Below are 21,624 nucleotides of genomic sequence, written 5' to 3' on the forward strand. Positions count from 1 at the left end.
AGGATTTATGCACCCTCTGCTTCCCAGCCTCGCTGCTGCCAGTCTCTATGCCGGCGCCACCTTCTACCAAGGTCTGCGCCTCAGCCAGCGCAGTACGCCCGACAAACGCCTGCTGGTGCTACTCGGCGTGCTTGCCCTGCTCTTCCATGGTGCCAGCCTGTTTTTGCAGATGAGCCACGCGTCCGGCCTGTCGCTCGACTTCTTCAATGCCGCCAGCCTGATCGCCTATGCCGTGATCGCACTGACCCTGCTCGCCTGCGCCCGCATCCCGGTAGAAAATCTGCTGCTGCTGCTATTCCCGCTGGGTGGCCTGACCGTATTACTGGCGCAGCTCATGCCGTCCGGCACCCTCAAGTCGATCAATGAAGCGCCAGGTATTCTCGCCCACATCCTGCTGTCGATCATGGCCTACGGCATGCTGACCATTGCCGTGTTCCAGGCACTGCTGCTATTGCTGCAGGATCATCAGCTCAAGCACAAGCACCCGTCTGGACTGATCAGGAACTTCCCCCCGCTGCAAACCATGGAAAGCCTGTTGTTCGGCTTTCTCTGGGCCGGCTGGATCCTGCTGTCGCTGTCATTGCTGTCCGGCGCGATCTTCATCGATGACCTGCTTGCCCAGCACCTTGTGCATAAAACCATCCTTTCCTGCTTCGCCTGGATCGTCTTCGCCGTCCTGCTCTGGGGCCGCCACCAGCTCGGCTGGCGCGGGCACAAGGCAATCCGCTGGACCCTGGCCGGCTTCTGCCTACTGATGCTGGCCTACTTCGGCAGCAAGCTGGTTCGCGAATTCATTCTGCATATCTAGGCCATTTCCGTGGACAACGCTCACCCTGGCTTTCTGCTCGGCCTGCTGATTTTCCTGCTCGCCTGCTCGGCGTTCTTCTCCAGCTCGGAAACCGGCATCCTCAGCCTCAATCGTTATCGCCTGCGCCATCTGGCCAAAGAAGGGCACCGTGGCGCCAAGCGGGTCAGCGACCTGCTCAGCCGCCCGGATCGCCTGCTCGGCACCATTCTGATCGGCAACAACTTCGTCAATATTCTCGCCTCGGCCATCGCCACCGTGCTGGCCATTCAGCTCTGGGGCGAAGCAGGGATCGCGATCGCCACCATAGGCCTGACCCTGGCGCTGCTGATTTTCGGTGAAATCACCCCGAAAACCCTGGCCGCCCTGCACCCGGAAAAAGTTGCCTACCCGTTCAGCCTGCCGCTGCTGATACTGCTCAAACTGTTCTACCCGCTGGTCATCCTGCTCGGCTGGATCAGCAACGGCCTGCTCAGGCTACTGGGTGTCGACCCGGCCAGTAAAAACAACGACAGCTTGACCACCGAGGAACTGCGCAGCGTGGTGCGCGAGTCCGGCCATGAACTGCCGAAAAACCGCCAGAACATGCTGCTCGGCATCCTCGACCTGGAGAAGGTCACGGTCGACGACATCATGATCCCGCGCAACGAAGTCACCGGCATCGACCTGGAAAACGATATCGAGACCATCATCAACCTGCTCACCACCACGACTCACACGCGCCTGCCTGTGTTTCGCCACGACATCAACCAGGTCGAAGGCATCGTGCACATGCGCCAGATCGCACGCCTGATGGGGCACAACCAGCTGACCAAGGAAGACTTGCTCGCCGCCTGCAACGAACCCTACTTCGTGCCGGAGAACACACCGCTATCGACTCAGCTGATTAACTTCCAGAAACAGAAACGCCGGATCGGCATCGTCGTCGACGAGTACGGCGATGTGATTGGCATCGTGACTCTGGAAGACATCCTCGAAGAAATTGTCGGTGACTTCAGCAATCAGGACACCCTGCGCAGCCCGGACATTCATCCGCAAGAAGATGGCACCCAGGTCATCGATGGCGCCGCGTACATTCGCGAGGTCAACAAGACGCTCGGCTGGCACCTGCCCTGCGACGGCCCCAAGACCCTTAACGGCCTGATCACCGAAGCGCTGGAAAGCATCCCTGACAGTGCTGTGTGCCTGAAGATCGGCCCTTACCGCCTGGAAATCCTGCAGTCGTCGGAGAATCGGGTGAAAAGCGTACGAGCCTGGAAGACCAGCGCTACGGCACCGAGCGAAACACCGGCAGACTAGTGGCTGGTGCGGTGAGTTGGTTAACTCAAGGCGGATACCTGAGGCTCTGAGACACGTCGCCTGCGACGAGTCATGGTCCGCCCTGGCGAGGAACAACATCAGGGCCTCAGGCGCCGAAATTGACTACTCGAGCCGACCAAACAGTCCACTAGCCGCCAGGCCCTCGGCCCAGGCCCGATAACCGAGACTCGATGGGTGGTAGCCGTCGACCGCCAGGTAATCCGCGGAAAACTCCAGACTCAGCGGATGATGCTCCACCCCGAGGCGAGCGGCGAGCTGGAGCAAGCAGGTATCGAGCAAGGCTGCACGCACGCCGAACACCTGCCGTAGCAGCCAGGGCAAGGCACTGAAATGCTGCAGCGGTGGCACACCGCTGAACGCCACCTGCGCACCACGCTGAGCCAGCGCCTCGGCCATGTTGCCGAGCGCAACGCGCCAGCACTGCAGCGACGTGAGATGGCTGGCGTCGTTGACACCGAAGACCAACAGCGCCAGATCGAACGGCTCGTCCAGCACCTGCGGCAACAACCGCTCACACGCCTGCGCGGCGGTGATGCCATTTTCACCACAGGCACGCCAGGCCACCGGCCTGCCTTGCCGAACCGCCAGCGCCTCGGCCAACTGCCCCACCAGCGCCGCCCGCAAGCAGCTCACGCCAACACCCACCACCGTGGATTCACCCAACACCAGCAAGCGCAATGGCTCGCCCGCCAGGTCAGCCCCAGCCAACCCGCGCTGCGGACCTTCGGCTGGCGGCAGCCTAAGTGCCTGCCTGCGCGTGCGTATGGCTAGCGGCACCAGCACAGGCGACAAAGCCAGCACCGTCAGCCACCAGGCATATGCGCGCAGCGGGCTCACAGCTCGACGCAGACCGCCTGCGCCGCACGAGTGGCCTTGTCACGCGCCGCCTGCAGCGACTCATCGCGCGCCAAGGCCACCCCCATGCGCCGCTGACCACTGACTTCGGGCTTGCCGAACAAACGCAGCGCCGTGTCCGGTTCGGCCAACGCCGCAGCGAGATTGGCAAAACTGACCTGCCGCGATTCACCCTGCACCAGCAGCACCGCCGACGCGGAGGGGCCGAGCTGACGAATAAGCGGAATCGGCAGGCCGAGAATGGCCCGCGCATGCAGGGCGAACTCGGACAGATCTTGGGAAATCAGCGTGACCAGACCGGTATCGTGGGGACGCGGCGAGACTTCGCAGAACCAGACCTGATCGCCCTTGACGAACAACTCGACGCCAAACAGACCGCGACCGCCCAGCGCGTCCGTGACGGCCAGGGCAATGCGCTCGGCCTCGGCCTGGGCCTTCGCACTCATCGGCTGCGGCTGCCAGGATTCCTGATAGTCGCCCTTGACCTGACGGTGGCCGACCGGCGCACAGAAGCTGGTGCCGCCGGCATGCCGCACCGTCAGCAGGGCAATCTCATAGTCGAAATCGATAAAGCCCTCGACGATCACTCGCCCCTGACCGGCGCGACCACCCGCCTGGGCGTACTCCCAGGCCGCCTGCAGGTCATCGATAGTTTTCAGCAGCGACTGGCCTTTACCCGACGAGCTCATGATCGGCTTGATCAGACAGGGAAAGCCGATCTGCTGCACCGCCGCCCGGCACGCCTCGAGCGAGTCGGCAAACTGGTATGGCGAAGTCGGCAAGCCCAACTCTTCGGCCGCGAGACGGCGGATACCCTCGCGGTTCATGGTCAACTGCGCGGCACGGGCGCTGGGAATCACGGTAAAACCTTCGCTCTCCAGCTCGACCAGCGTCGCCGTGGCAATCGCCTCGATCTCGGGCACGATGTAATGCGGCTGTTCCAACTCGATCACCGCACGCAACGCCGCGCCATCGAGCATATCGATCACATGGCTGCGATGTGCCACCTGCATCGCCGGGGCATTGACATAGCGATCCACGGCGATCACCTCGACGCCGAGGCGCTGCAGTTCGATCACCACTTCCTTGCCCAGCTCACCAGAGCCACAGAGCAAGACGCGAGTCGCACTCGGCGACAATGGGGTTCCGATACGGGGCATGAAGGCTCCTCGAACTAACAGGGATACAAGGCCACCAGGCAGTGGAGTTAGAGCAGTACACCCTGGGCTTGCGCCCGCGCATGACAAAGCAGCAACACCTGACGACGCTCGGCATTGCCCATGCGGCCCCAGCGGGTGATTTCGGCAACATTACGCTGGCAACCGATACAGATGTCGTCATCGTCCAGCGCACATATCTGCACGCAGGGCGAGACAACGGGGCGTTCGTGCCCCATCAGTCTTCCTGCTCGACCAGGTCGCGCGCGTAACGCTGAGCGTTATGCGCATAGTGCGCGGCGCTGGCCTCGAGCATGGTCTTTTGCGCCTCGCTCAGCTCGCGCACCACCTTGCCTGGCGAACCGATTACCAGGGAGCCGTCGGGAATTTCCTTGCCTTCGCCGATCAGGGTGTTGGCGCCGATGATGCAGTACTTGCCGATTTTCGCGCCGTTGAGCACCACCGCATTGATGCCAATCAGGCTGTAATCGCCGACCGTGCAGCCATGCAGCATGGCGTTATGGCCGATGGTCACGCCCTTGCCGAGCGTCAGCGGAAAGCCCATGTCGGTATGCATCACGGTGCCGTCCTGCACGTTGCTCTGCTCGCCGATGTGGATCAGCTCGTTGTCGCCGCGCAACACCGCGCCGAACCAGACGCTGGCACCCTGCTCCAGCTTGACCTTGCCGACCAGCGTGGCGTTCGGTGCCACCCAGCTCTCGGGGTGGACGTCGACGCTGGATTGCCCCAGGCGATATTTCATTGATTGACCCTCGTTTCGCGATTGATCTGCGCTTTCGCGCAATTAGCGGAGCGTGATGAAGTGCTCAGATGGTTGATGCAGATTGATGTCGGCGTCATAGACCAGATTGACCAGTTCCACCAGCATGATCGCAGTAAGCCCCCAGATCTTGTATTCGCCATAACGGTAACTCGGCACGTACCAGCTCTGCCCGAGGTAGTCGATGCGATGGGTCATCTCGCGCGGATCGCCGCGAAAGAACTCCAGGGGCACCGAGAACACCGAGGCGATTTCATCATCGTTGGCCAGGTATTCGACGTAATCCGGCACCAGCCCGACGTAGGGCGTGACCTGAATGCCGTGACGCGAAATCAGGGTGCTGAGCGGCCCGATCACCTCGACCAGCCCCGGCGCCAGACCGATTTCCTCTTCGGCCTCACGCAGTGCGGTACGAATCAGATCGGCATCTTCCGGATCCCGTCGACCGCCGGGAAAAGCCACCTCGCCGCCGTGAGTGGACAGGCCACTGGCGCGCAAGGTCAACACCACTTCCGGTTGGTCGTTGCGGGTGAGAGGAACCAACACCGCCGCCTCGGGGAAGTTGCGGTCAGTCTCCAGAAGACGCGGGTTGTAGCCGCGCACGCGGTGGAGCAGATCGTCCAGCATGGAGATTCTCAGTCTTTATTCTTGTTTCGATGATTGCACGAAAGTCACCCTCGCCCCAAGCTCGGCAACGCTCGCGACGATCATTCAGGGAGTCGCTGCAGCGCCTGATCGCGCTTGCCGCCCGGCCCCATCACGCGCCAAAATGTGGGTGACAAAGAGGATTCCCCATGAAGTTCTGCAGCCAGTGCGGCAGCCCTGTGACCCTGAAAATCCCCGAGGGCGACAACCGCTTGCGCCATGTGTGCGAGCACTGCCACACCATTCATTACCAGAACCCGCGAATAGTCGCCGGCTGCTTGCCGGTGTGGGGCCAGCGCGTACTGTTGTGCCGCCGCGCCATAGAACCGCGTCGTGGTTTCTGGACCCTGCCGGCCGGCTTCATGGAGAACGGTGAAACCCTGGAGCAGGCTGCTGCGCGCGAAACCCACGAGGAAGCCTGCGCCCGGGTACACGACCTGAACCTCTACACCCTGTTCGACCTGCCGCATATCAATCAGGTGTACCTGTTCTTCCGTGCCGAACTGGCTGACCTGGATTTCGCTGTTGGCGAAGAGAGCCTCGAAGTGCAGCTATTCGAGGAATCCGAGATCCCCTGGTCTGAGCTGGCTTTCCCGACTATCGGGCGTACCTTAGAATGCTACTTTGCTGACCGCCGGCAGCACGTTTACCCGGTACGCAACGAACCGCTGGAAGCCTTGCGCGCACACTACAAGAAAGTTCATTGATCCCCGGGATACCGCTCCGATGCGCTGGTTACTCATTCTGCTCTGTTTGTCCCTTACCGCTAATGTTCACGCCACTGCCACGCCCATGCAGGAGGCCCCGCTGATCGACAAGGTACTGGTGGTCAAGTCGGAACGCCGACTGCACCTGATCAGCCGCGGCGAAACACTCAAATCCTACCGGGTGTCCCTCGGCAAGCAGGCCAATGGCGCCAAACAACGCGAGGGCGATCGGCGCACGCCGGAAGGCTTCTATTGGATCGATTGGCGTAAAACCAGCGAGAAATACCAACTGTCCTTGCACATCTCCTACCCCAATGCCCGCGATCAGGCCCACGCCCGCGCGCAAGGCGTGCCACCCGGCGGCATGATCATGATTCACGGCACGCCGCTGGACGAGGAGTACCCGGAGTGGTTCTTCCACACACTGGACTGGACCGAAGGCTGTATCGCCATGAAAAACGATGACATCCGTGAAATCTGGAGCCTGGTCAAGGACGGCACCCTGATCGAGATCAGGCCCTGATGGCCGCAAGGCCTTCTCTTGCGGCCCATGGCTTGGCGCTTGCGCCATTCGCTCATTGCTGGGTTGCGGACAAATCCGCCCGTCAGCCTGCACGCGTCGCGAAAGCAAAGATTTGCACACGTTAATCTTGCGCGATAACTTATTGTGCTAATCACCTGATCGCGGGATCGCCCCATGACCCAGCCCCACACCTGCGCCGCGCTATTGCTGGACAACCAGCTGTGCTTCGCCCTGTATTCGACCTCCCTGCTGATGACTAAGGCCTACAAGCCGCTGCTGCAGAGCATCGGCCTGACCTACCCGCAGTACCTGGCCATGCTGGTGCTGTGGGAACGCGACGGCATCACCGTCGGCGAGATCAGCGCCCGCCTGTTGACCGACCCCGGTTCGCTGACGCCACTGCTCAAGCGCCTGGAAGCCGAAGGCCTGCTCAAGCGCACCCGTAGCAGCGTTGACGAGCGCGTGGTCGAGCTGTACCTGACCGAACAGGGCTGTGCCCTGCAACAGCAGGCCGAGCGCTTCCCCGCTTGCATAGTCGAGGCCAGCGGGCACAGCACGGCCGAGCTAATGGCGCTCAAGGAGGAAGTGCTAGCCCTGCGCAACAAGCTACAACAGTCGCTCTAACCCAGGTACCGGCGCACCCTGCCGATCGCTAGTCTTTGTCCCCGCCCCGCCCCGCCAACGCCCCGCCTGAAATTCGCAGCCAGCCCCACTTATTCCATAAAATACAAATGCGTATAACTATTTAATCTTATAAATATATTGCGCACTAAATTAAATCGAACTAAATTTCAGCCACGCACTTACTTTGCGCGCAATACTTTAGGCAACAAACTAACCGGGAGACATCGCCATGCAAACCATCCAAGCCCTTTACACCGCTAGCGCCACCGCCACTGGTGGGCGTGACGGCCGCGCCGTTTCCTCCGACGGTTTCCTCGACGTGAAACTGACCACCCCGCGCGAACTGGGCGGCCAGGGCGGCGAAGCGAGCAACCCGGAACAGCTGTTCGCTGCCGGCTACTCGGCCTGCTTCATCGGTGCGCTGAAGTTCGTCGCCAGCCAGAAGAAACTGGCCCTGCCGGCAGACACCTCGATCACTGGCAAGGTCGGCATCGGCCAGATTCCCGGTGGCTTCGGCCTGGAAGTGCAACTCAACATCAGCCTGCCGGGCCTTGCACAGGCCGCCGCCGAGGAACTGGTCGACGCAGCTCACCAGGTCTGCCCGTACTCCAACGCCACCCGCGGCAACATTGACGTACGCCTGAACGTCGCCGTCTGAAACGCGCACCCAGTGGTCGGGCCGGTTAGCGGGTTAACTCAAGTCGGATACCCGAGGTTCTGAGCTAAGGCGCGGCGACCAGTCATAGCCCGCGATGGTGAGGAGCGGCAAAGCAGTATCAGGGCCTCGGACGCCGAAATTGACTAATCGAACGGATCAGGCTGGACACGAACCAGCTGACCGGGAGGAACAAATTAGTTAACAACTTCAGCACGATGGTTTCCGCCGCACTTCTCGTACTCGCCGCCGGCAGCCTCGGCGCCGCACCCAGCACCCAGCACCCAGCACCCAGCACCCAGAGATTGGGCAATATCGAGCACCGCCACGAGAATGCTTTCACACCCTCTCAGAACTGCAGGTCGGACAGGCGCATAACCTCGAAGGCAGGTGTCTCATAGGGATGGGCCTTTTTCATCGCCTTGACCGAGTCGTGCAACAGCTCGTCGGCCACCACCAGTTCGACTTTCCATTCAGCGACCTGGTGCACCTGCCCCTGCTGGCCGAGGAAAGGCGCGCTACCCACCAACGGCCGGTACTGGCCCTGGCCCAGGGCCTGCCAACAGCAGCTGTCGTAGTTACCGATGCGTCCGGCGCCTGCCGCGAAAACAGCCTGTTTGATCTGCTCAAGATGGCTTTCCGGGACGTAGAAACACAGCTTGTACATCGAGCTCTCCATAATGCATCGACGAATACGGCAAACCCGGACCTCAGGATCGCCCTGCCACAGCAATAATGGCATTTTGCCTTATCCAGCACCCATGGCCCAGTTCACAACTCCATATTGGAGCGTCGGAATGGCAGATCATCCATTTCCTTATTAGAGCAATTGGTTATAAGCCAGCAAGTCTTAATCACCCCTGACAAAGCGCCGCCAGCGCACCCGCAGGCCATCGACCGGCGGGTTGTGGCTGCCATCGCAATAGGGCAGGCGCTGCGACTGACCACAGCGACAGAGCAACAGACGCTGCTCGCGCTGCGGTTCGAGGCGCAGTCCAGCGCAGCATCCGGGAGCACAATCGGGTAGCGCGGACGAACGCCCGCAACGGCACAACAGATGCGTCTCGCCGGGTTTGACCTGACGGACTTCGGGAGGATTGGAACATCGCTTTCAGCCATCAACAGCGCAAGCCCGGATGTACTCCGGGGACAATGGTTAGACCAGCCCAGACAACATCCGAGTTGCTGCGCTGCGCCTCAAAGACCGAAAAAAGGAGGCTCCAGGGTGGCTGCTGGCCCTCTCCCGCATTGGGAGAGGGCGCTGAAGAGCCCAAGGCTCGCGGTCAGTCCACCCAGACCCGCGCGTTGCGGAACATGCGCAGCCAGCCGGCATCTTCCTGCCACTCGTCCGGCTGCCAGGAATTCTGCACGGCGCGGAATACCCGCTCCGGGTGCGGCATCATGATGGTCACCCGACCGTCGCGGCTGGTCAGGCCGGTAATGCCACGCGGCGAGCCATTGGGGTTGGCCGGATAGGTTTCGCTGACCTTGCCGTGGTTGTCGATAAAGCGCATGGCCACGCAACCGGAGAGATCGGCTTCGAGCAGGGCTTCCTCGCTCTCAAACTCGGCATGGCCCTCACCGTGGGCGATGGCGATCGGCATGCGCGAACCGGCCATGCCGCGCAGGAAGATCGAGGCCGACTCCTGCACCTGAACCATGGCCACCCGCGCCTCGAATTGCTCCGAACGGTTGCGCACGAAGTGCGGCCAGAACTCGCTGCCCGGGATCAGCTCGTGCAGGTTGGACATCATCTGGCAACCGTTGCACACGCCAAGGGAAAAGCTGTCCTTGCGCTCGAAAAAGGCCTGGAAGCCATCACGGGCACGGTTGTTGAACAGGATCGACTTGGCCCAACCCTCACCGGCGCCGAGCACGTCGCCATAGGAGAAGCCGCCGCAGGCGACCAGACCCTTGAAGGCCTCCAGGTCGACACGGCCGGCGAGGATATCGCTCATGTGCACGTCGATCGCGCTGAAACCGGCACGGTCGAAGGCGGCGGCCATTTCCACCTGGCCGTTGACGCCCTGCTCACGCAGCACGGCAATTTGTGGACGCAGGCCCTTCTTGATGTAGGGCGCGGCGATGTCCTGGTTGACGTCGAAATCCAGTTTGATGCTGAGGCCCGGATTGTCTTCCTCAAGCAGTGCATCGAACTCCTGCTCGGCGCACTGGACGTTGTCGCGCAGGCGCTGGATCTGGTAGCTGGTTTCGCTCCACTGCCGATGCAGCAAGCGACGCTGGCTGGCGAATACCGGCTGGCCTTGGAAGCTGATCGCGACCTCGTCATTGTTGACCGGCTGACCGATCACCGCCACGCAATCAAGCCCCGCCGCGCTGAACTGCGTCAGCACCTGCGGCGTGGCGTCCTTATGCACCTGGATCAGCGCACCCAGCTCTTCATTGAACAGCACAGCAGCCAGTTCCTCAGGGCTGCCGGCCAGTGAGTCGAGCGACAGCTGCAGGCCGCAATGGCCGGCGAAGGCCATTTCCAGCGCGCTGACCAGCAGGCCGCCGTCGGAACGGTCATGGTAGGCCAGCAGGTGACCATCGGCGTTCAGCCCCTGGATCACCGCGAAGAATGCCTTGAGGTCTTCGGCGTCGTCGACGTCGGGGGCCTGCCTGCCGATCTGCCCATACACCTGAGCCAGAATCGAGGCGCCCATACGGTTCTGCCCGCGACCCAGGTCGATCAGGATCAGGTCGGTTTCGCCCTTGTTCATGCGCAGTTGCGGAGTCATTGTCTTGCGGATATCGCTGACCGGGGCAAAGCCGGTAACGATCAGCGACAGCGGCGAGGTTACGCTCTTCTCCGCGCCGTCATCCTGCCAGCGGGTTTTCATCGACATCGAATCCTTGCCCACCGGGATACTGATCCCCAGTTCCGGACACAGCTGCATGCCCACGGCTTTGACCGTGTCGTACAGGCGGGCGTCTTCGCCTGGGTGGCCAGCGGCGGCCATCCAGTTGGCGGACAGTTTGATGTCGGAAATCTTCTCGATCCGCGCCGCGGCCAGATTGGTCAAGGTCTCGCCAATGGCAATACGCCCCGATGCGGCCGCATCCAGCAAGGCCAGCGGCGTGCGCTCGCCCATGGCCATGGCTTCGCCGGTATAGACGTCGAAACTGGTGGCGGTGACCGCACAATCGGCCACGGGCACCTGCCACGGACCGACCATCTGATCGCGCGCGACCAGACCGGTGATGGTGCGGTCGCCGATGGTGATCAGGAAGCTCTTGCTGGCCACGGCCGGGTGATGCAGCACACGGGTCAGGGCATCGTCGATCGCCAGGCCACTGGCATCGAAATCATCGCCCTGCTCGGCTTCGCGGCTTGCCGAACGGTGCATGCGCGGCGCCTTGCCGAGCAGCACATTGAGCGGCATGTCCACCGCCTTGTTACCGAAATGGCTGTCGGCAACGGTCAGGTGCGGCTCTTCGGTGGCCTCACCGACCACCGCGAACGGGCAACGCTCGCGCTCGCAAATCGCCTTGAACCGCTCGAATTCGGCGGCATCGACGGCCAGCACGTAGCGTTCCTGGGATTCGTTGCTCCATATCTCATGGGGCGCCATGCCCGGCTCGTCATTGGGCACATTGCGCAGTTCGAAACGCCCACCGCGACCTGCATCGTTGACCAGTTCGGGGAAGGCATTGGACAAGCCGCCGGCACCAACGTCATGAATAAAGCTGATCGGGTTGTGCTCGCCAAGCTGCCAGCAGCGGTCGATCACTTCCTGACAGCGCCGCTCCATTTCCGGGTTTTCGCGCTGCACCGAGGCGAAATCCAGATCAGCCGAGCTGGTGCCCGTGGCCATCGACGAGGCGGCGCCGCCGCCCAGACCGATCAACATGGCCGGGCCACCCAGCACGATCAACTTGGAGCCGATGGTGACTTCACCTTTCTGCACGTGATCGGCGCGGATGTTACCCATGCCGCCAGCGAGCATGATCGGCTTATGGTAACCACGCACCTCGAAGCCGCGAGGAGAATCGACCGCCTGCTCGAAGGTACGGAAATAGCCGGTCAACGCCGGACGACCGAATTCGTTGTTGAACGCCGCGCCACCGAGCGGGCCTTCAAGCATGATGTCCAGCGCCGTGACGATGCGTTCCGGCTTGCCATAGGGCACTTCCCACGGCTGTTCGAAGCCAGGGATCTGCAAGTTGGAGACGCTGAAACCGGTCAACCCGGCCTTGGGCTTGGCACCGCGGCCGGTAGCGCCCTCGTCACGGATCTCGCCACCGGAGCCAGTGGCCGCACCGGGGAACGGCGCGATGGCGGTCGGGTGGTTATGGGTTTCCACCTTCATCAGGATATGCACCGGCTCCTGATGGGCAGCGTATTGACGGGTTTCCGCGTTCGGGTAGAAACGACCGGCAGAGTGACCAACGATCACCGCGGCATTGTCTTTATAAGCCGAGAGCACGCCCTCGCCATGCAGTTCGTTGGTGTTCTTGATCATGCCGAACAGCGACTTATCCTGGCTCTCGCCGTCGATATCCCAGCTGGCATTGAAGATCTTGTGCCGGCAATGCTCGGAGTTGGCCTGGGCGAACATCATCAATTCGATGTCGTGCGGGTTGCGCTTCAGGTCATTGAAGCTGCTGACCAGGTAATCGATTTCGTCTTCGGCCAGGGCCAGACCCAGCTCGACGTTGGCCTGCTCCAGGGCGGCGCGACCGCCGCCAAGCACATCCACCGCAGTCAGCGGCTTGGGCCCGGCGTGGCTGAACAGCGCAGCGGCGCCCTGCACATCAGTCAACACCAGCTGAGTCATGCGGTCATGCAGCAAGCCCGCGACCAGCTGCATCTCGGCTTCGCTCAACTCACCGGCGACGTAGTAGGCGATGCCGCGCTCGATGCGCTGGATCTTCGCCAGACCGCAGTTGCGCGCGATGTCGCTGGCCTTGCTCGACCAGGGCGAGATGGTACCGAAACGCGGAATGGTCAGGAGCAGACGGCCGCTGGGCTCCTGCACCGGCACACTCGGGCCGTACTTCAGCAGACGGGCCAGCACCTGTTCTTCATCGGTGCTGAGCACCCCGGTGACATCGGCAAAATGCGCGAACTCGGCATACAGCCCAGTCACAGCGGGTACTTTGCTGGTCAGTTGCTCAAGCAATTTACCGTGGCGAAAAGCAGAAAGGGCGGGAGCGCCGCGCAGGATCAACATCGGGGACAGCCTCTGGGAAGGGGTGTACTTTGAGGCCGTGCATTCTAGCCTAAAGCGCTCGCCGCGGCACCCGTGGAGGCAGCAGAACTATTGCCTGCACTGCCGAGATATGGCGAGCCCCCCGCTTTGCGTATACTGCGCCAATGTTTGCTCAATCTGCGTTCCGCACACGCTGCGCCCACTGGCTCTCGGCGATCGGAATCCTCCTAGTGCTCGCCAGCTGCGCTGAAGAACCCAGCGCCCTTGAGCGCGTCAAGGCGGAGGGTGTACTGCGGGTGATCACTCGTAACAGCCCGGCCACCTACTTCCAGGATCGCAACGGCGAAACCGGCTTCGAGTACGAGCTGGTCAAACGCTTTGCCGCCGACCTGGGCCTGGAGCTACAAATCGAGACCGCCGATAACCTCGACGATCTGTTTACCAGCCTCGGCAAGGAGAATGGCCCGGTATTGGCCGCCGCCGGCCTGGTAGCAAGCGAGGGACGGCAACAGATCGCTCGCTTCTCCATGCCCTATTTGCAAGTCACGCCACAAATCATCTACCGCCATGGCCAGCGTCGCCCCACTCGTCCAGATGAGCTGATCGGCAAGCGCATCCTGGTACTCAAGGGCAGCAGCCACGCCGAGCAGTTGGCCAAATTGAAAGTCAAACTACCGGAGCTGAACTACGAAGAGTCGGCGGAGGAGGAAGTGGTCGACCTGCTGCGCATGGTCGACGAGGGACAAATCGACCTGACCCTGGTCGACTCCAACGAACTGGCGATGAACCAGGTGTACTTCCCCAACGTGCGGGTGGCCTTCGACCTCGGCGACTCGCAAAGCCTGGCCTGGGCTGTCGCGCCCGGCGAAGACAACAGCCTGCTCGACGAGATCAACCGCTTTCTCGATCGCGCCCAGCAAAACGGCAGCCTGCAACGCTTGAAGGAACGCTACTACGGTCACGTCGACGTGCTGGGTTACGTCGGCGCCTACACGTTCGCCAAGCACCTGCAACAACGCCTGCCCCGCTATGAGAAGGATTTCCGCAAGGCGGCACAGGTCAATCAGGTCGACTGGCGCCTGCTGGCCGCCATGGGCTATCAGGAATCACTCTGGCAACCCACCGCCACCTCGAAAACCGGGGTGCGCGGCTTGATGATGCTGACCCTGCGCACCGCTCAGGCCATGGGCGTATCCAACCGCCTCGATCCCAAGCAGAGTATCGACGGTGGCGCCAAGTACATCGTGCGGGTGAAGGATCAGCTGCCCGACAGCATCGAAGAGCCTGATCGCACCTGGTTTGCCCTGGCCGCCTACAACGTCGGCGGCGGCCACCTGGAAGATGCGCGCAAGCTCACCGAGGCCGAGGGGCTCAATCCGAACAAGTGGCTGGATGTGCAGAAGATCCTGCCCCGCCTGGCGCAGAAGCAGTGGTACAGCAAGACCCGCTACGGCTATGCCCGTGGCGGTGAACCGGTGCATTTCGTGCGCAACATCCGCCGCTATTACGACATCCTCACCTGGGTCACTCAGCCGCAGCTGGAAGGTGGCCAAATGGCCGCCAGCAATCTGCACACGCCTGGGGTGAACAAGACGCCGCCGCAGGAAGAACTACCGCCGCTGTAACGCATGATGAACTACCCAGCGCTTGACCCAAACACCTCACCGTCACCAACCAGCAGTAGCGCGGGCCGCGTAGTTTGAGCGCAGCGATTCGCATCAGCTTGGTAGCCTGGATGAAATCCGTGGAACGCCTGCAACGCTCGAACCTGACCGATAGCGAGGCACTGGTGGGAGGGGCTTTAGCCGCGACGGCCTCGTTCGAGGGCGCTGCGCGCCAGCGCCGCTAAAGCGCCTCCCACGATCAACTTACGCGCTCCAGTTTGCCAGCCACCCCCACTATGGTCTGGCACTGAACCGACATTTCAACGCTGTTTCGACACTAGGCTTATTTGGGCTATACGCCGCCGGCCTGAAGTGGAGAAGGCCTCTACCGCGTTGCGCGCCGCGTTTTGAAGAATTCGCTGAGTACTGCGCCGCACTCCTCGGCCAGCACTCCGCCCTCGATCAGCACCCGATGATTGAGAAACGCCTGACTGAAGAACTCGCCACGACTCAGCGCCACCCCGGCCTTGGGCTCGGTGGCGCCATACACCACCCGTTGAATCCGCGCATGCACGATCAGCCCGGCGCACATGCTGCACGGCTCCAGGGTCACATACAGGGTGCTGCCCGGCAGGCGGTAGTTGTCGGCGGCCTGCGCTGCGGCGCGAATCGCCACCATCTCGGCGTGCGCGCTGGGGTCGTGACTGGATATCGGGCAGTTGAAGCCGCGCCCGACGATCACGCCATCCTGCACCAGCACGGCGCCGACCGGCACCTCGCCCAGGGCTGCGCCTTCGGCGGCCAGGGCCAGGGCTTCGCGCATGTAATGCTGATCCTGGCTGCGGTCGATGATCTTTGCCTGGCGCATCAGGCCACCTCGATCGCGGCCATCAGGCCGGTTTCCATATGATCGATGACATGGCAATGGAACATCCAGATGCCGGGGTTATCTGCGACGAAGGCGATTCGCGCGACCTCATTCTTACCCAGCAGATAAGTGTCGGTGAAATACGGAATGATCTTCTTGCGATTGGACGAGATCACCTTGAACGCCAACCCGTGCAGGTGGATCGGGTGCAGGTACTGGGCCATGTTGCGCAGCTCGAAGATGTAATGGCCGTCCTTCTTCAGGCTGGCGATGGGCCGATCCGCGCAGGTCTTGTCATTGATGTCCCAGGCCTGGCCGTTGATCTGCCAATACTTGGCCGGCCCCTTGTCGTCCACACCAGCCAGCGTCGCCGACCACTCGAAGTTGAACCGCAGGGTCTCGGCCCGCGCCAGATCGGGCTCCGCTACCGGATTGCGCGGCAGCCGCGCCGGCCAGTCGCCCGCGCTTTCAGTCGTCGCAGTGCTTTTCAGGGTGGCCAGGCGCATCGGCCCGTTGCGCAGCGACAGCTCCTGACCAGCCGCCGGCACGCGAACAGCCAGATCGATACGCATGCCAGGCCCCAACCAGTACTCCTTACCCAGCGCGCGCGGCTCGATCGGGTGGCCGTCCAGCGCATAAATGCGCACTTCGGCACCGGGTAGATTGAGGCGGTAGGTCACGGTGTTGTCCAGGTTCAACAGCCGCAGGCGTACCACCTGCCCGGCCGGCAGTTCCAGGGTCGGCCGTGACTTGCCGTTGATGCTGCTCAAGCGTCCGCGCGTACCTTCGCGGGCCGCCTCGCGCGGCACACTGAACGCGGTGAAGGCGCCCTGCTCGTCGATATGCCAGGTCTTCAGACTCAGCGTGCGTTCATGCCTGAACCCGCTCGGCTCGCGCTCCTCGACAATCAGTGGACCGACCAGTCCGCGGCCCAGTTGCCCGGCGCTGGACAGGTGCGGGTGGTACCAGAAATTGCCGGCGTCTTCGGTCTTGAAGCGGTAGTCGAAATACTCGCCCGGCAGTACCGGCAACTGCGAGACGTAGGGCACACCGTCCATTTCCAGCGGCAGGCGAATACCATGCCAGTGAATGGTGCTCGGCTCATCCAGGTGATTGATAAAGCGCACCCGCAGCCAATCGCCCTGGCGCGAGCGAATTTCCACGCCCGGCGCCTGCCCACCATAGGCCCAGGCTGGGGTCATGTGCCCGGGTACCAGCTCGATATCGAGCGGCGCGGCAATCAACTCGTAGTCATGGCTCGCCTGGTTTTCTGCACGCCCTAGCCAGTAGCGCACGCCGCCGGTACCCAGCCCTACGGCGGTCAAACCAAGCAGGCCACCGAGAAGTTGTCGACGTGTAAATGACATGGGTACAGACACCTCTAGATAGGGGGACTTTCTAGAACAAAACGCTGGGCCCATCGGGAAAGCAAGGTAGGCATGTAATAGCCGACCTCTGACGGATCGGCTTTTTAGAAGCTTTTAAAATCGAACAGGCGACGCAGAAAAAGGGCTACTGGGCTAAGGCCAGGCAAGGCGCCCCGGAGCTTTTAAGCGCAGCGTACTGCAGTACGTGAGCATTAAAAGCGAGGACGCAACGCTGCATGGCCGACGACCAGGAAGCCGCCCCGCTAACGCATCATTCCCACTCGATGGTGGCAGGCGGTTTGCTCGACACGTCGTAGGTGACGCGGGAGATGCCTTCGATCTCATTGATGATGCGCCCGCTGACGGTTTCCAGCAGCTCGTAAGGCAGGTGCGCCCAACGGGCGGTCATGAAGTCGACGGTTTCCACGGCGCGCAGGGCGACAACCCAGGCGTAACGACGGCCATCGCCGACCACGCCAACCGACTTCACCGGCTGGAACACCACAAACGCCTGGCTAACCTTGTGGTACCAGTCGGCCTTGCGCAGCTCTTCGATAAAGATGTGGTCGGCACGACGCAGCAGGTCGGCGTACTCCTTCTTCACTTCACCGAGAATGCGCACACCCAAGCCTGGGCCCGGGAATGGATGACGGTAAACCATGTCGTACGGCAGACCGAGTTCAAGACCCAGGCGGCGCACTTCGTCCTTGAACAGTTCGCGCAGCGGCTCGACCAGCTTCAGGTTCATCTCTTCCGGCAGGCCACCGACGTTGTGGTGCGACTTGATCACGTGAGCCTTGCCGCTTTTCGCGCCAGCCGACTCGATCACGTCCGGGTAGATGGTGCCTTGAGCGAGGAACTTGATGTTGCCCAGCTTGCAGGACTCGGCATCGAACACGTCGATAAAGGTGCGACCGATGATCTTGCGTTTCTTCTCCGGGTCGGACTCGCCGGCCAAGTTATTCAGGAACTGCTCCTGCGCGTTGGCACGAATCACTTTGACGCCCATGTTCTCGGCGAACATGGCCATCACTTGCTCGCCTTCGTGCAAGCGCAGCAGGCCGTTGTCGACAAATACGCAGGTCAGCTGATCGCCGATGGCCTTGTGCAGCAACGCGGCAACCACCGAAGAGTCCACACCGCCAGACAGACCGAGCAGCACGTTGGCGCTGCCAACCTGGGCACGCACGTTGGCGATGGCGTCTTCAGCAATCTTCGCCGGCGTCCACAGCGCTTCACACTGGCAGATGTCGAGGATGAAGCGCGAAAGGATGCGACCGCCCTGCTTGGTGTGAGTCACTTCCGGGTGGAACTGCACGCCGTAGTAGCCGAGGGCATCGTTGAACATGCCGGCAATCGGGCAGCTCGGCGTGCTGGCCAGGATGTGGAAGTCCTGCGGCAACTTGGTGACCTTGTCACCGTGGCTCATCCACACGTCGAGGCCGAACAGGCCGTCGGCGTCGATGTGGTCTTCGATGCCATCAAGCAGACGGCTCTTACCGACCACGTCAACACGGGCATAACCGAATTCACGCAGCTCGGAACCTTCAACCTTACCGCCCAGTTGCTCGGCCATGGTCTGCATGCCGTAGCAGATACCAAAAACCGGCACGCCGAGGTCGAACACCGCTTTCGGCGCGCGCGGGCTGTCGGCTTCATGCACCGACTCCGGGCCACCGGCGAGGATGATGCCGCGCGGGGCGAAAGCACGGATGTCATCGTCGCTCATGTCGAACGGGTGCAACTCGCAATACACACCAATCTCGCGCACGCGGCGGGCAATCAGCTGGGTGTATTGGGAGCCGAAGTCGAGGATCAGGATGCGGTGGGCGTGGATGTCTTGATGAGCCATGGCCGTCTCTCGTAGCGAAATTCACAAATGACAAGGGGCTGCCCCGTCGTTCTCAACAGCAGCAGCCCCGTGCCTGAACAATTTTCAAAAATGGATTTGCCACGTCGCCAGCGCAGTGCCAGCAAGGCAGCGCCCGATCCCTTTGGGCTGGCTGCATTCACCCCATCCATGGGGATCGCGGAGAGGAGCGAGGAAGCGCAGTTTGCTGTAGCAAATGAGCATTTACTCACTCCGTTCGCCCTTTCGGGCCGTCCTTCGGACGTTCACTGGCAAGCCAGTGTCGAGCTCCTCTCCAACGCCGCTGGCGCAAGCGCAGCAGCGGCACATCCATTTTTTAGCCGACTCGGTAGTTCGGCGCTTCCTTGGTGATCTGCACGTCGTGTACGTGAGACTCGGCCATGCCGGCACCGGTGATGCGCACAAATTGCGGCTTGGTGCGCATCTCTTCGATGGTGGCGCTGCCGGTATAGCCCATGGAAGCACGCAAACCGCCCATCATCTGATGAACGATAGCGCTCATGGCGCCCTTGTAAGGCACGCGACCTTCGATGCCTTCCGGCACCAGCTTCTCGGCACCGGCGGAGGAATCCTGGAAATAGCGATCCGAGGAACCCTGGGTCTGGGACATGGCGCCCAGCGAGCCCATGCCACGATAAGCCTTGTAGGAACGCCCCTGGAACAGCTCGACTTCGCCCGGTGCTTCTTCGGTACCGGCCAGCATCGAGCCGATCATGACGCAGGATGCACCCGCCACGATGGCCTTGGACAGGTCACCGGAGAAGCGGATGCCGCCGTCGGCGATCAGCGGAACGCCGGTGCCTTCCAGTGCGGCAGCAACATTGGCCACGGCGGAAATCTGCGGCACACCCACCCCGGCGACGATCCGCGTGGTGCAGATCGAACCCGGACCGATACCGACCTTGACCGCATCGGCGCCAGCGTCGACCAGCGCCTTGGCTGCATCGCCGGTGGCGATATTGCCGCCGATTACCTGTACTTCAGGGAAGTTCTGCTTGACCCAACGCACACGGTCGATCACCCCTTTGGAGTGGCCGTGGGCGGTGTCGACGATGATCACATCGACACCTGCCGCCGCCAACGCAGCAACCCGCTCGCCGGTATCGGCACCAGTACCGACCGCCGCGCCGACGCGCAGGCGACCCTGGTCGTCCTTGCTCGCCAGCGGATAGGCCTTGGCCTTTTCGATGTCGTTGACGGTCATCATGCCCTTGAGACGGAAACTGTCGTCGACGATCAGCACGCGTTCGATACGGTGCTTGTGCAACAACTCGCGCACCACCTGGGTATCTTCGCCTTCCTTGACCGTGACCAGACGCTCTTTGGGCGTCATCACTTCGCGTACCTTGGCGTCCAAGCGGTTTTCAAAGCGCACGTCACGCGAAGTGACGATGCCAACCAGGTCGCCACTGGACAATACCGGCACGCCGGAGATGTTGTTCTGCCGAGTCAGGTCGAACAGATCGCCAACGCTGGCGTCGGCATCGATGGTGATCGGGTCCTTGACCACGCCGGACTCGTAGCGCTTGACCTTGCGCACCTCGAGCGCCTGCTGCTCGATGGTCATGTTCTTGTGAATAATGCCAATGCCACCTTCCTGGGCCATGGCAATCGCCAGACGGGCTTCGGTAACGGTGTCCATTGCCGCAGAGAGCAACGGAATATTCAGCTCGATACTACGAGTCAAGCGAGTCTTGAGATTGACATCCTTCGGCAGAACATCGGAGTAACCAGGAACAAGTAGAACGTCGTCGAAGGTAAGAGCTTCTTGACTGATACGCAGCATGGCGGGGGCTCCCAGGCGGGAAATTGGAAGCGCGCCATTATACTCAGGCAAGCCCCTTCACTCAATGCAAACAATCGGCCGTGATGCCGCGCCCTGTCGCAGCCAGCGCACGCGCCTGCCAAGCAGGCGTTACAGCTTGACCTCAACCACGGACAGCGGGTAACCCAGTCGGTCGGCGAATTCGTCGAGAAAGCTCTGTTTGAAACCCGCCTCGGCCCAGTTATTGAAGATAAAGCCCAGATTGGAAAAGCCGCAGGGCTGCAGAAACAGGAAGCCATTGATGTCGTCTTCGTGACTGCATAGCGGGCAGATGAAGGTGTCGGTATGGCCGGGCATCCAGTCCTCCAGGCGATCGAACAGCTCCACGCCAACCTCCTTGCGACACTGCGGACAACCGGCCTCCTCGAGAAAATCGTGCAGCGGGGTAAAGATGCAGCGTTTGTAGACGATTTCCAGACCATTGACCGGCTGGGCGAAAGGCAATAACTGCGGCTGCTCGACCACCCGCCGGGCACCCGGGGCAACGCCATAGGCCATTTTGTTGAACGTTCGGCCGCAGGTGCTTAGCTGCGCCTCAATAACATTCTGCTGCACCAGCCAGCGCACAATCGCCCGCGCCCTGGCTTCATGCCCGGGAAAGCTGGAGATTTTCGGCACTATGATGGCTTGCTGTTCGCTCATGAAAGACTCTGTTCCGAGGTTATAGCCGCGCAGCTTAACAGGCCGTTGAAAAACGTAGGCGAGGCAGCCGAGACAAGGCAAAAACAGGCGAGGAAGCAGAGTTTACGAGCTGTAAATGAGCATTCCGAGCCTGTTTTTAACGCCGTATCGGCAACGTAGGTAGTTTTTCAACGGCCTGTTAATGGCCCGGCGCCGCCGGTCAAGGCAAACGGCCTATGGT

Annotated in this window: 20 protein-coding genes; 7 read left to right on the forward strand and 13 right to left on the reverse strand. The window is 61.7% G+C overall.

Going from position 1 to position 21,624, the window contains the following annotated elements:
• The first annotated feature begins 7 nt into the window (after positions 1 to 7).
• Together VCJ09_RS18415 and VCJ09_RS18420 are read left to right on the forward strand one after the other, a co-directional pair.
• On the forward strand, positions 8 to 808 hold the full coding sequence (locus tag VCJ09_RS18415; RefSeq protein WP_324731538.1) for a cytochrome C assembly family protein: 801 nt from the start codon (positions 8 to 10) through the stop codon (positions 806 to 808).
• A 9-nt stretch (positions 809 to 817) separates the two neighbouring features.
• A complete protein-coding gene (locus VCJ09_RS18420; protein ID WP_079202962.1) occupies positions 818 to 2,104 on the forward strand; it encodes an HlyC/CorC family transporter in 1,287 nt (428 codons plus the stop codon).
• Positions 2,105 to 2,227: 123 nt separating this feature from the next.
• Here the strand turns inward: VCJ09_RS18420 and VCJ09_RS18425 are convergent, their stop codons facing one another.
• The 5 genes from VCJ09_RS18425 to VCJ09_RS18445 are packed head-to-tail and all read right to left on the reverse strand — an operon-like array spanning position 2,228 to position 5,545.
• A complete protein-coding gene (locus tag VCJ09_RS18425) occupies positions 2,228 to 2,962 on the reverse strand; it encodes an SGNH/GDSL hydrolase family protein (protein ID WP_407692981.1) in 735 nt (244 codons plus the stop codon).
• Positions 2,959 to 4,140, reverse strand: a complete 1,182-nt coding sequence (purT, locus tag VCJ09_RS18430) for a formate-dependent phosphoribosylglycinamide formyltransferase (RefSeq protein WP_324731539.1) — start codon at positions 4,138 to 4,140, stop codon at positions 2,959 to 2,961. Before purT ends, VCJ09_RS18425 begins: the two co-directional genes overlap by 4 nt.
• Positions 4,141 to 4,187: 47 nt before the next feature.
• Positions 4,188 to 4,376, reverse strand: a complete 189-nt coding sequence (locus VCJ09_RS18435; RefSeq protein WP_407692982.1) for a DUF1289 domain-containing protein — start codon at positions 4,374 to 4,376, stop codon at positions 4,188 to 4,190.
• Positions 4,376 to 4,900 (reverse strand): gamma carbonic anhydrase family protein, encoded by a 525-nt coding sequence (locus VCJ09_RS18440; protein WP_324731540.1) that lies wholly within the window; start codon positions 4,898 to 4,900, stop codon positions 4,376 to 4,378. The genes VCJ09_RS18435 and VCJ09_RS18440 overlap by 1 nt, the downstream gene beginning before the upstream one ends.
• 42 nt (positions 4,901 to 4,942) lie before the next feature.
• The gene (locus tag VCJ09_RS18445; protein ID WP_324731541.1) at positions 4,943 to 5,545 is read right to left on the reverse strand and encodes a CoA pyrophosphatase; all 603 of its coding nucleotides are present in this window, start codon (positions 5,543 to 5,545) and stop codon (positions 4,943 to 4,945) included.
• Between the two features lie 167 nt (positions 5,546 to 5,712).
• On the opposite strand from VCJ09_RS18445, the gene VCJ09_RS18450 reads away from it, so the two are divergent.
• From VCJ09_RS18450 to VCJ09_RS18465, 4 genes are all read left to right on the forward strand, one after another.
• Positions 5,713 to 6,270: an NUDIX hydrolase gene (locus VCJ09_RS18450; protein WP_324731542.1), complete on the forward strand. Its 558-nt coding sequence runs from the start codon at positions 5,713 to 5,715 to the stop codon at positions 6,268 to 6,270.
• A gap of 19 nt (positions 6,271 to 6,289) precedes the next feature.
• A complete protein-coding gene (locus VCJ09_RS18455; RefSeq protein WP_324731543.1) occupies positions 6,290 to 6,793 on the forward strand; it encodes a L,D-transpeptidase family protein in 504 nt (167 codons plus the stop codon).
• Positions 6,794 to 6,967: 174 nt separating this feature from the next.
• Entirely contained in the window at positions 6,968 to 7,417 is a 450-nt protein-coding gene (locus tag VCJ09_RS18460) for a MarR family winged helix-turn-helix transcriptional regulator (protein ID WP_324731544.1), read from the forward strand.
• Between the two features lie 229 nt (positions 7,418 to 7,646).
• Entirely contained in the window at positions 7,647 to 8,075 is a 429-nt protein-coding gene (locus tag VCJ09_RS18465) for an organic hydroperoxide resistance protein (RefSeq protein WP_324731545.1), read from the forward strand.
• Positions 8,076 to 8,421: 346 nt separating this feature from the next.
• Here VCJ09_RS18465 and VCJ09_RS18470 read toward each other — a convergent pair whose 3' ends face one another.
• From VCJ09_RS18470 to purL, 3 genes are all read right to left on the reverse strand, one after another.
• A complete protein-coding gene (locus tag VCJ09_RS18470) occupies positions 8,422 to 8,739 on the reverse strand; it encodes a YqfO family protein (protein WP_324731546.1) in 318 nt (105 codons plus the stop codon).
• 183 nt (positions 8,740 to 8,922) lie between these two features.
• Positions 8,923 to 9,126: a CDGSH iron-sulfur domain-containing protein gene (locus tag VCJ09_RS18475; RefSeq protein ID WP_324731547.1), complete on the reverse strand. Its 204-nt coding sequence runs from the start codon at positions 9,124 to 9,126 to the stop codon at positions 8,923 to 8,925.
• A gap of 229 nt (positions 9,127 to 9,355) precedes the next feature.
• Positions 9,356 to 13,249 (reverse strand): phosphoribosylformylglycinamidine synthase, encoded by a 3,894-nt coding sequence (gene purL, locus VCJ09_RS18480; protein ID WP_324731548.1) that lies wholly within the window; start codon positions 13,247 to 13,249, stop codon positions 9,356 to 9,358.
• Between the two features lie 143 nt (positions 13,250 to 13,392).
• Here purL and mltF point away from each other — a divergent pair, with 143 nt between their 5' ends.
• Entirely contained in the window at positions 13,393 to 14,853 is a 1,461-nt protein-coding gene (mltF, locus tag VCJ09_RS18485; protein ID WP_324731549.1) for a membrane-bound lytic murein transglycosylase MltF, read from the forward strand.
• 364 nt (positions 14,854 to 15,217) lie between these two features.
• On the opposite strand, the gene tadA is transcribed toward mltF, so the two are convergent.
• From tadA to VCJ09_RS18510, 5 genes are all read right to left on the reverse strand, one after another.
• Complete coding sequence (tadA, locus tag VCJ09_RS18490) at positions 15,218 to 15,700, reverse strand: tRNA adenosine(34) deaminase TadA (RefSeq protein WP_324731550.1); 483 nt, start codon at positions 15,698 to 15,700, stop codon at positions 15,218 to 15,220.
• The gene (locus VCJ09_RS18495; RefSeq protein WP_324731551.1) at positions 15,700 to 17,067 is read right to left on the reverse strand and encodes a multicopper oxidase family protein; all 1,368 of its coding nucleotides are present in this window, start codon (positions 17,065 to 17,067) and stop codon (positions 15,700 to 15,702) included. Before VCJ09_RS18495 ends, tadA begins: the two co-directional genes overlap by 1 nt.
• A gap of 271 nt (positions 17,068 to 17,338) precedes the next feature.
• Entirely contained in the window at positions 17,339 to 18,919 is a 1,581-nt protein-coding gene (gene guaA, locus VCJ09_RS18500) for a glutamine-hydrolyzing GMP synthase (protein ID WP_324731552.1), read from the reverse strand.
• Between the two features lie 334 nt (positions 18,920 to 19,253).
• Positions 19,254 to 20,723 (reverse strand): IMP dehydrogenase, encoded by a 1,470-nt coding sequence (gene guaB, locus VCJ09_RS18505; protein WP_324731553.1) that lies wholly within the window; start codon positions 20,721 to 20,723, stop codon positions 19,254 to 19,256.
• A gap of 129 nt (positions 20,724 to 20,852) precedes the next feature.
• A complete protein-coding gene (locus VCJ09_RS18510) occupies positions 20,853 to 21,404 on the reverse strand; it encodes a sugar ABC transporter ATPase (RefSeq protein ID WP_079202979.1) in 552 nt (183 codons plus the stop codon).
• Positions 21,405 to 21,624: the final 220 nt, after the last annotated feature.

Origin of the sequence: Pseudomonas paeninsulae (genome assembly GCF_035621475.1) — a bacterium.
GTDB classification, from domain to species: Bacteria; Pseudomonadota; Gammaproteobacteria; order Pseudomonadales; family Pseudomonadaceae; genus Aquipseudomonas; species Aquipseudomonas paeninsulae.

Bases quoted from the DNA above. Each gene is read 5' to 3' on its own strand.
- VCJ09_RS18415 (WP_324731538.1), top strand. From the start codon at position 8: ATGCACCCTCTGCTTCCCAGCCTCGCTGCTGCCAGTCTCTATGCCGGC.
- purT (WP_324731539.1), bottom strand. From the start codon at position 4,140: ATGCCCCGTATCGGAACCCCATTGTCGCCGAGTGCGACTCGCGTCTTG.
- VCJ09_RS18435 (WP_407692982.1), bottom strand. From the start codon at position 4,376: ATGGGGCACGAACGCCCCGTTGTCTCGCCCTGCGTGCAGATATGTGCG.
- VCJ09_RS18440 (WP_324731540.1), bottom strand. From the start codon at position 4,900: ATGAAATATCGCCTGGGGCAATCCAGCGTCGACGTCCACCCCGAGAGC.
- VCJ09_RS18445 (WP_324731541.1), bottom strand. From the start codon at position 5,545: ATGCTGGACGATCTGCTCCACCGCGTGCGCGGCTACAACCCGCGTCTT.
- VCJ09_RS18450 (WP_324731542.1), top strand. From the start codon at position 5,713: ATGAAGTTCTGCAGCCAGTGCGGCAGCCCTGTGACCCTGAAAATCCCC.
- VCJ09_RS18455 (WP_324731543.1), top strand. From the start codon at position 6,290: ATGCGCTGGTTACTCATTCTGCTCTGTTTGTCCCTTACCGCTAATGTT.
- VCJ09_RS18460 (WP_324731544.1), top strand. From the start codon at position 6,968: ATGACCCAGCCCCACACCTGCGCCGCGCTATTGCTGGACAACCAGCTG.
- VCJ09_RS18465 (WP_324731545.1), top strand. From the start codon at position 7,647: ATGCAAACCATCCAAGCCCTTTACACCGCTAGCGCCACCGCCACTGGT.
- VCJ09_RS18470 (WP_324731546.1), bottom strand. From the start codon at position 8,739: ATGTACAAGCTGTGTTTCTACGTCCCGGAAAGCCATCTTGAGCAGATC.
- purL (WP_324731548.1), bottom strand. From the start codon at position 13,249: ATGTTGATCCTGCGCGGCGCTCCCGCCCTTTCTGCTTTTCGCCACGGT.
- mltF (WP_324731549.1), top strand. From the start codon at position 13,393: ATGTTTGCTCAATCTGCGTTCCGCACACGCTGCGCCCACTGGCTCTCG.
- tadA (WP_324731550.1), bottom strand. From the start codon at position 15,700: ATGCGCCAGGCAAAGATCATCGACCGCAGCCAGGATCAGCATTACATG.
- VCJ09_RS18495 (WP_324731551.1), bottom strand. From the start codon at position 17,067: ATGTCATTTACACGTCGACAACTTCTCGGTGGCCTGCTTGGTTTGACC.
- guaA (WP_324731552.1), bottom strand. From the start codon at position 18,919: ATGGCTCATCAAGACATCCACGCCCACCGCATCCTGATCCTCGACTTC.
- guaB (WP_324731553.1), bottom strand. From the start codon at position 20,723: ATGCTGCGTATCAGTCAAGAAGCTCTTACCTTCGACGACGTTCTACTT.
- VCJ09_RS18510 (WP_079202979.1), bottom strand. From the start codon at position 21,404: ATGAGCGAACAGCAAGCCATCATAGTGCCGAAAATCTCCAGCTTTCCC.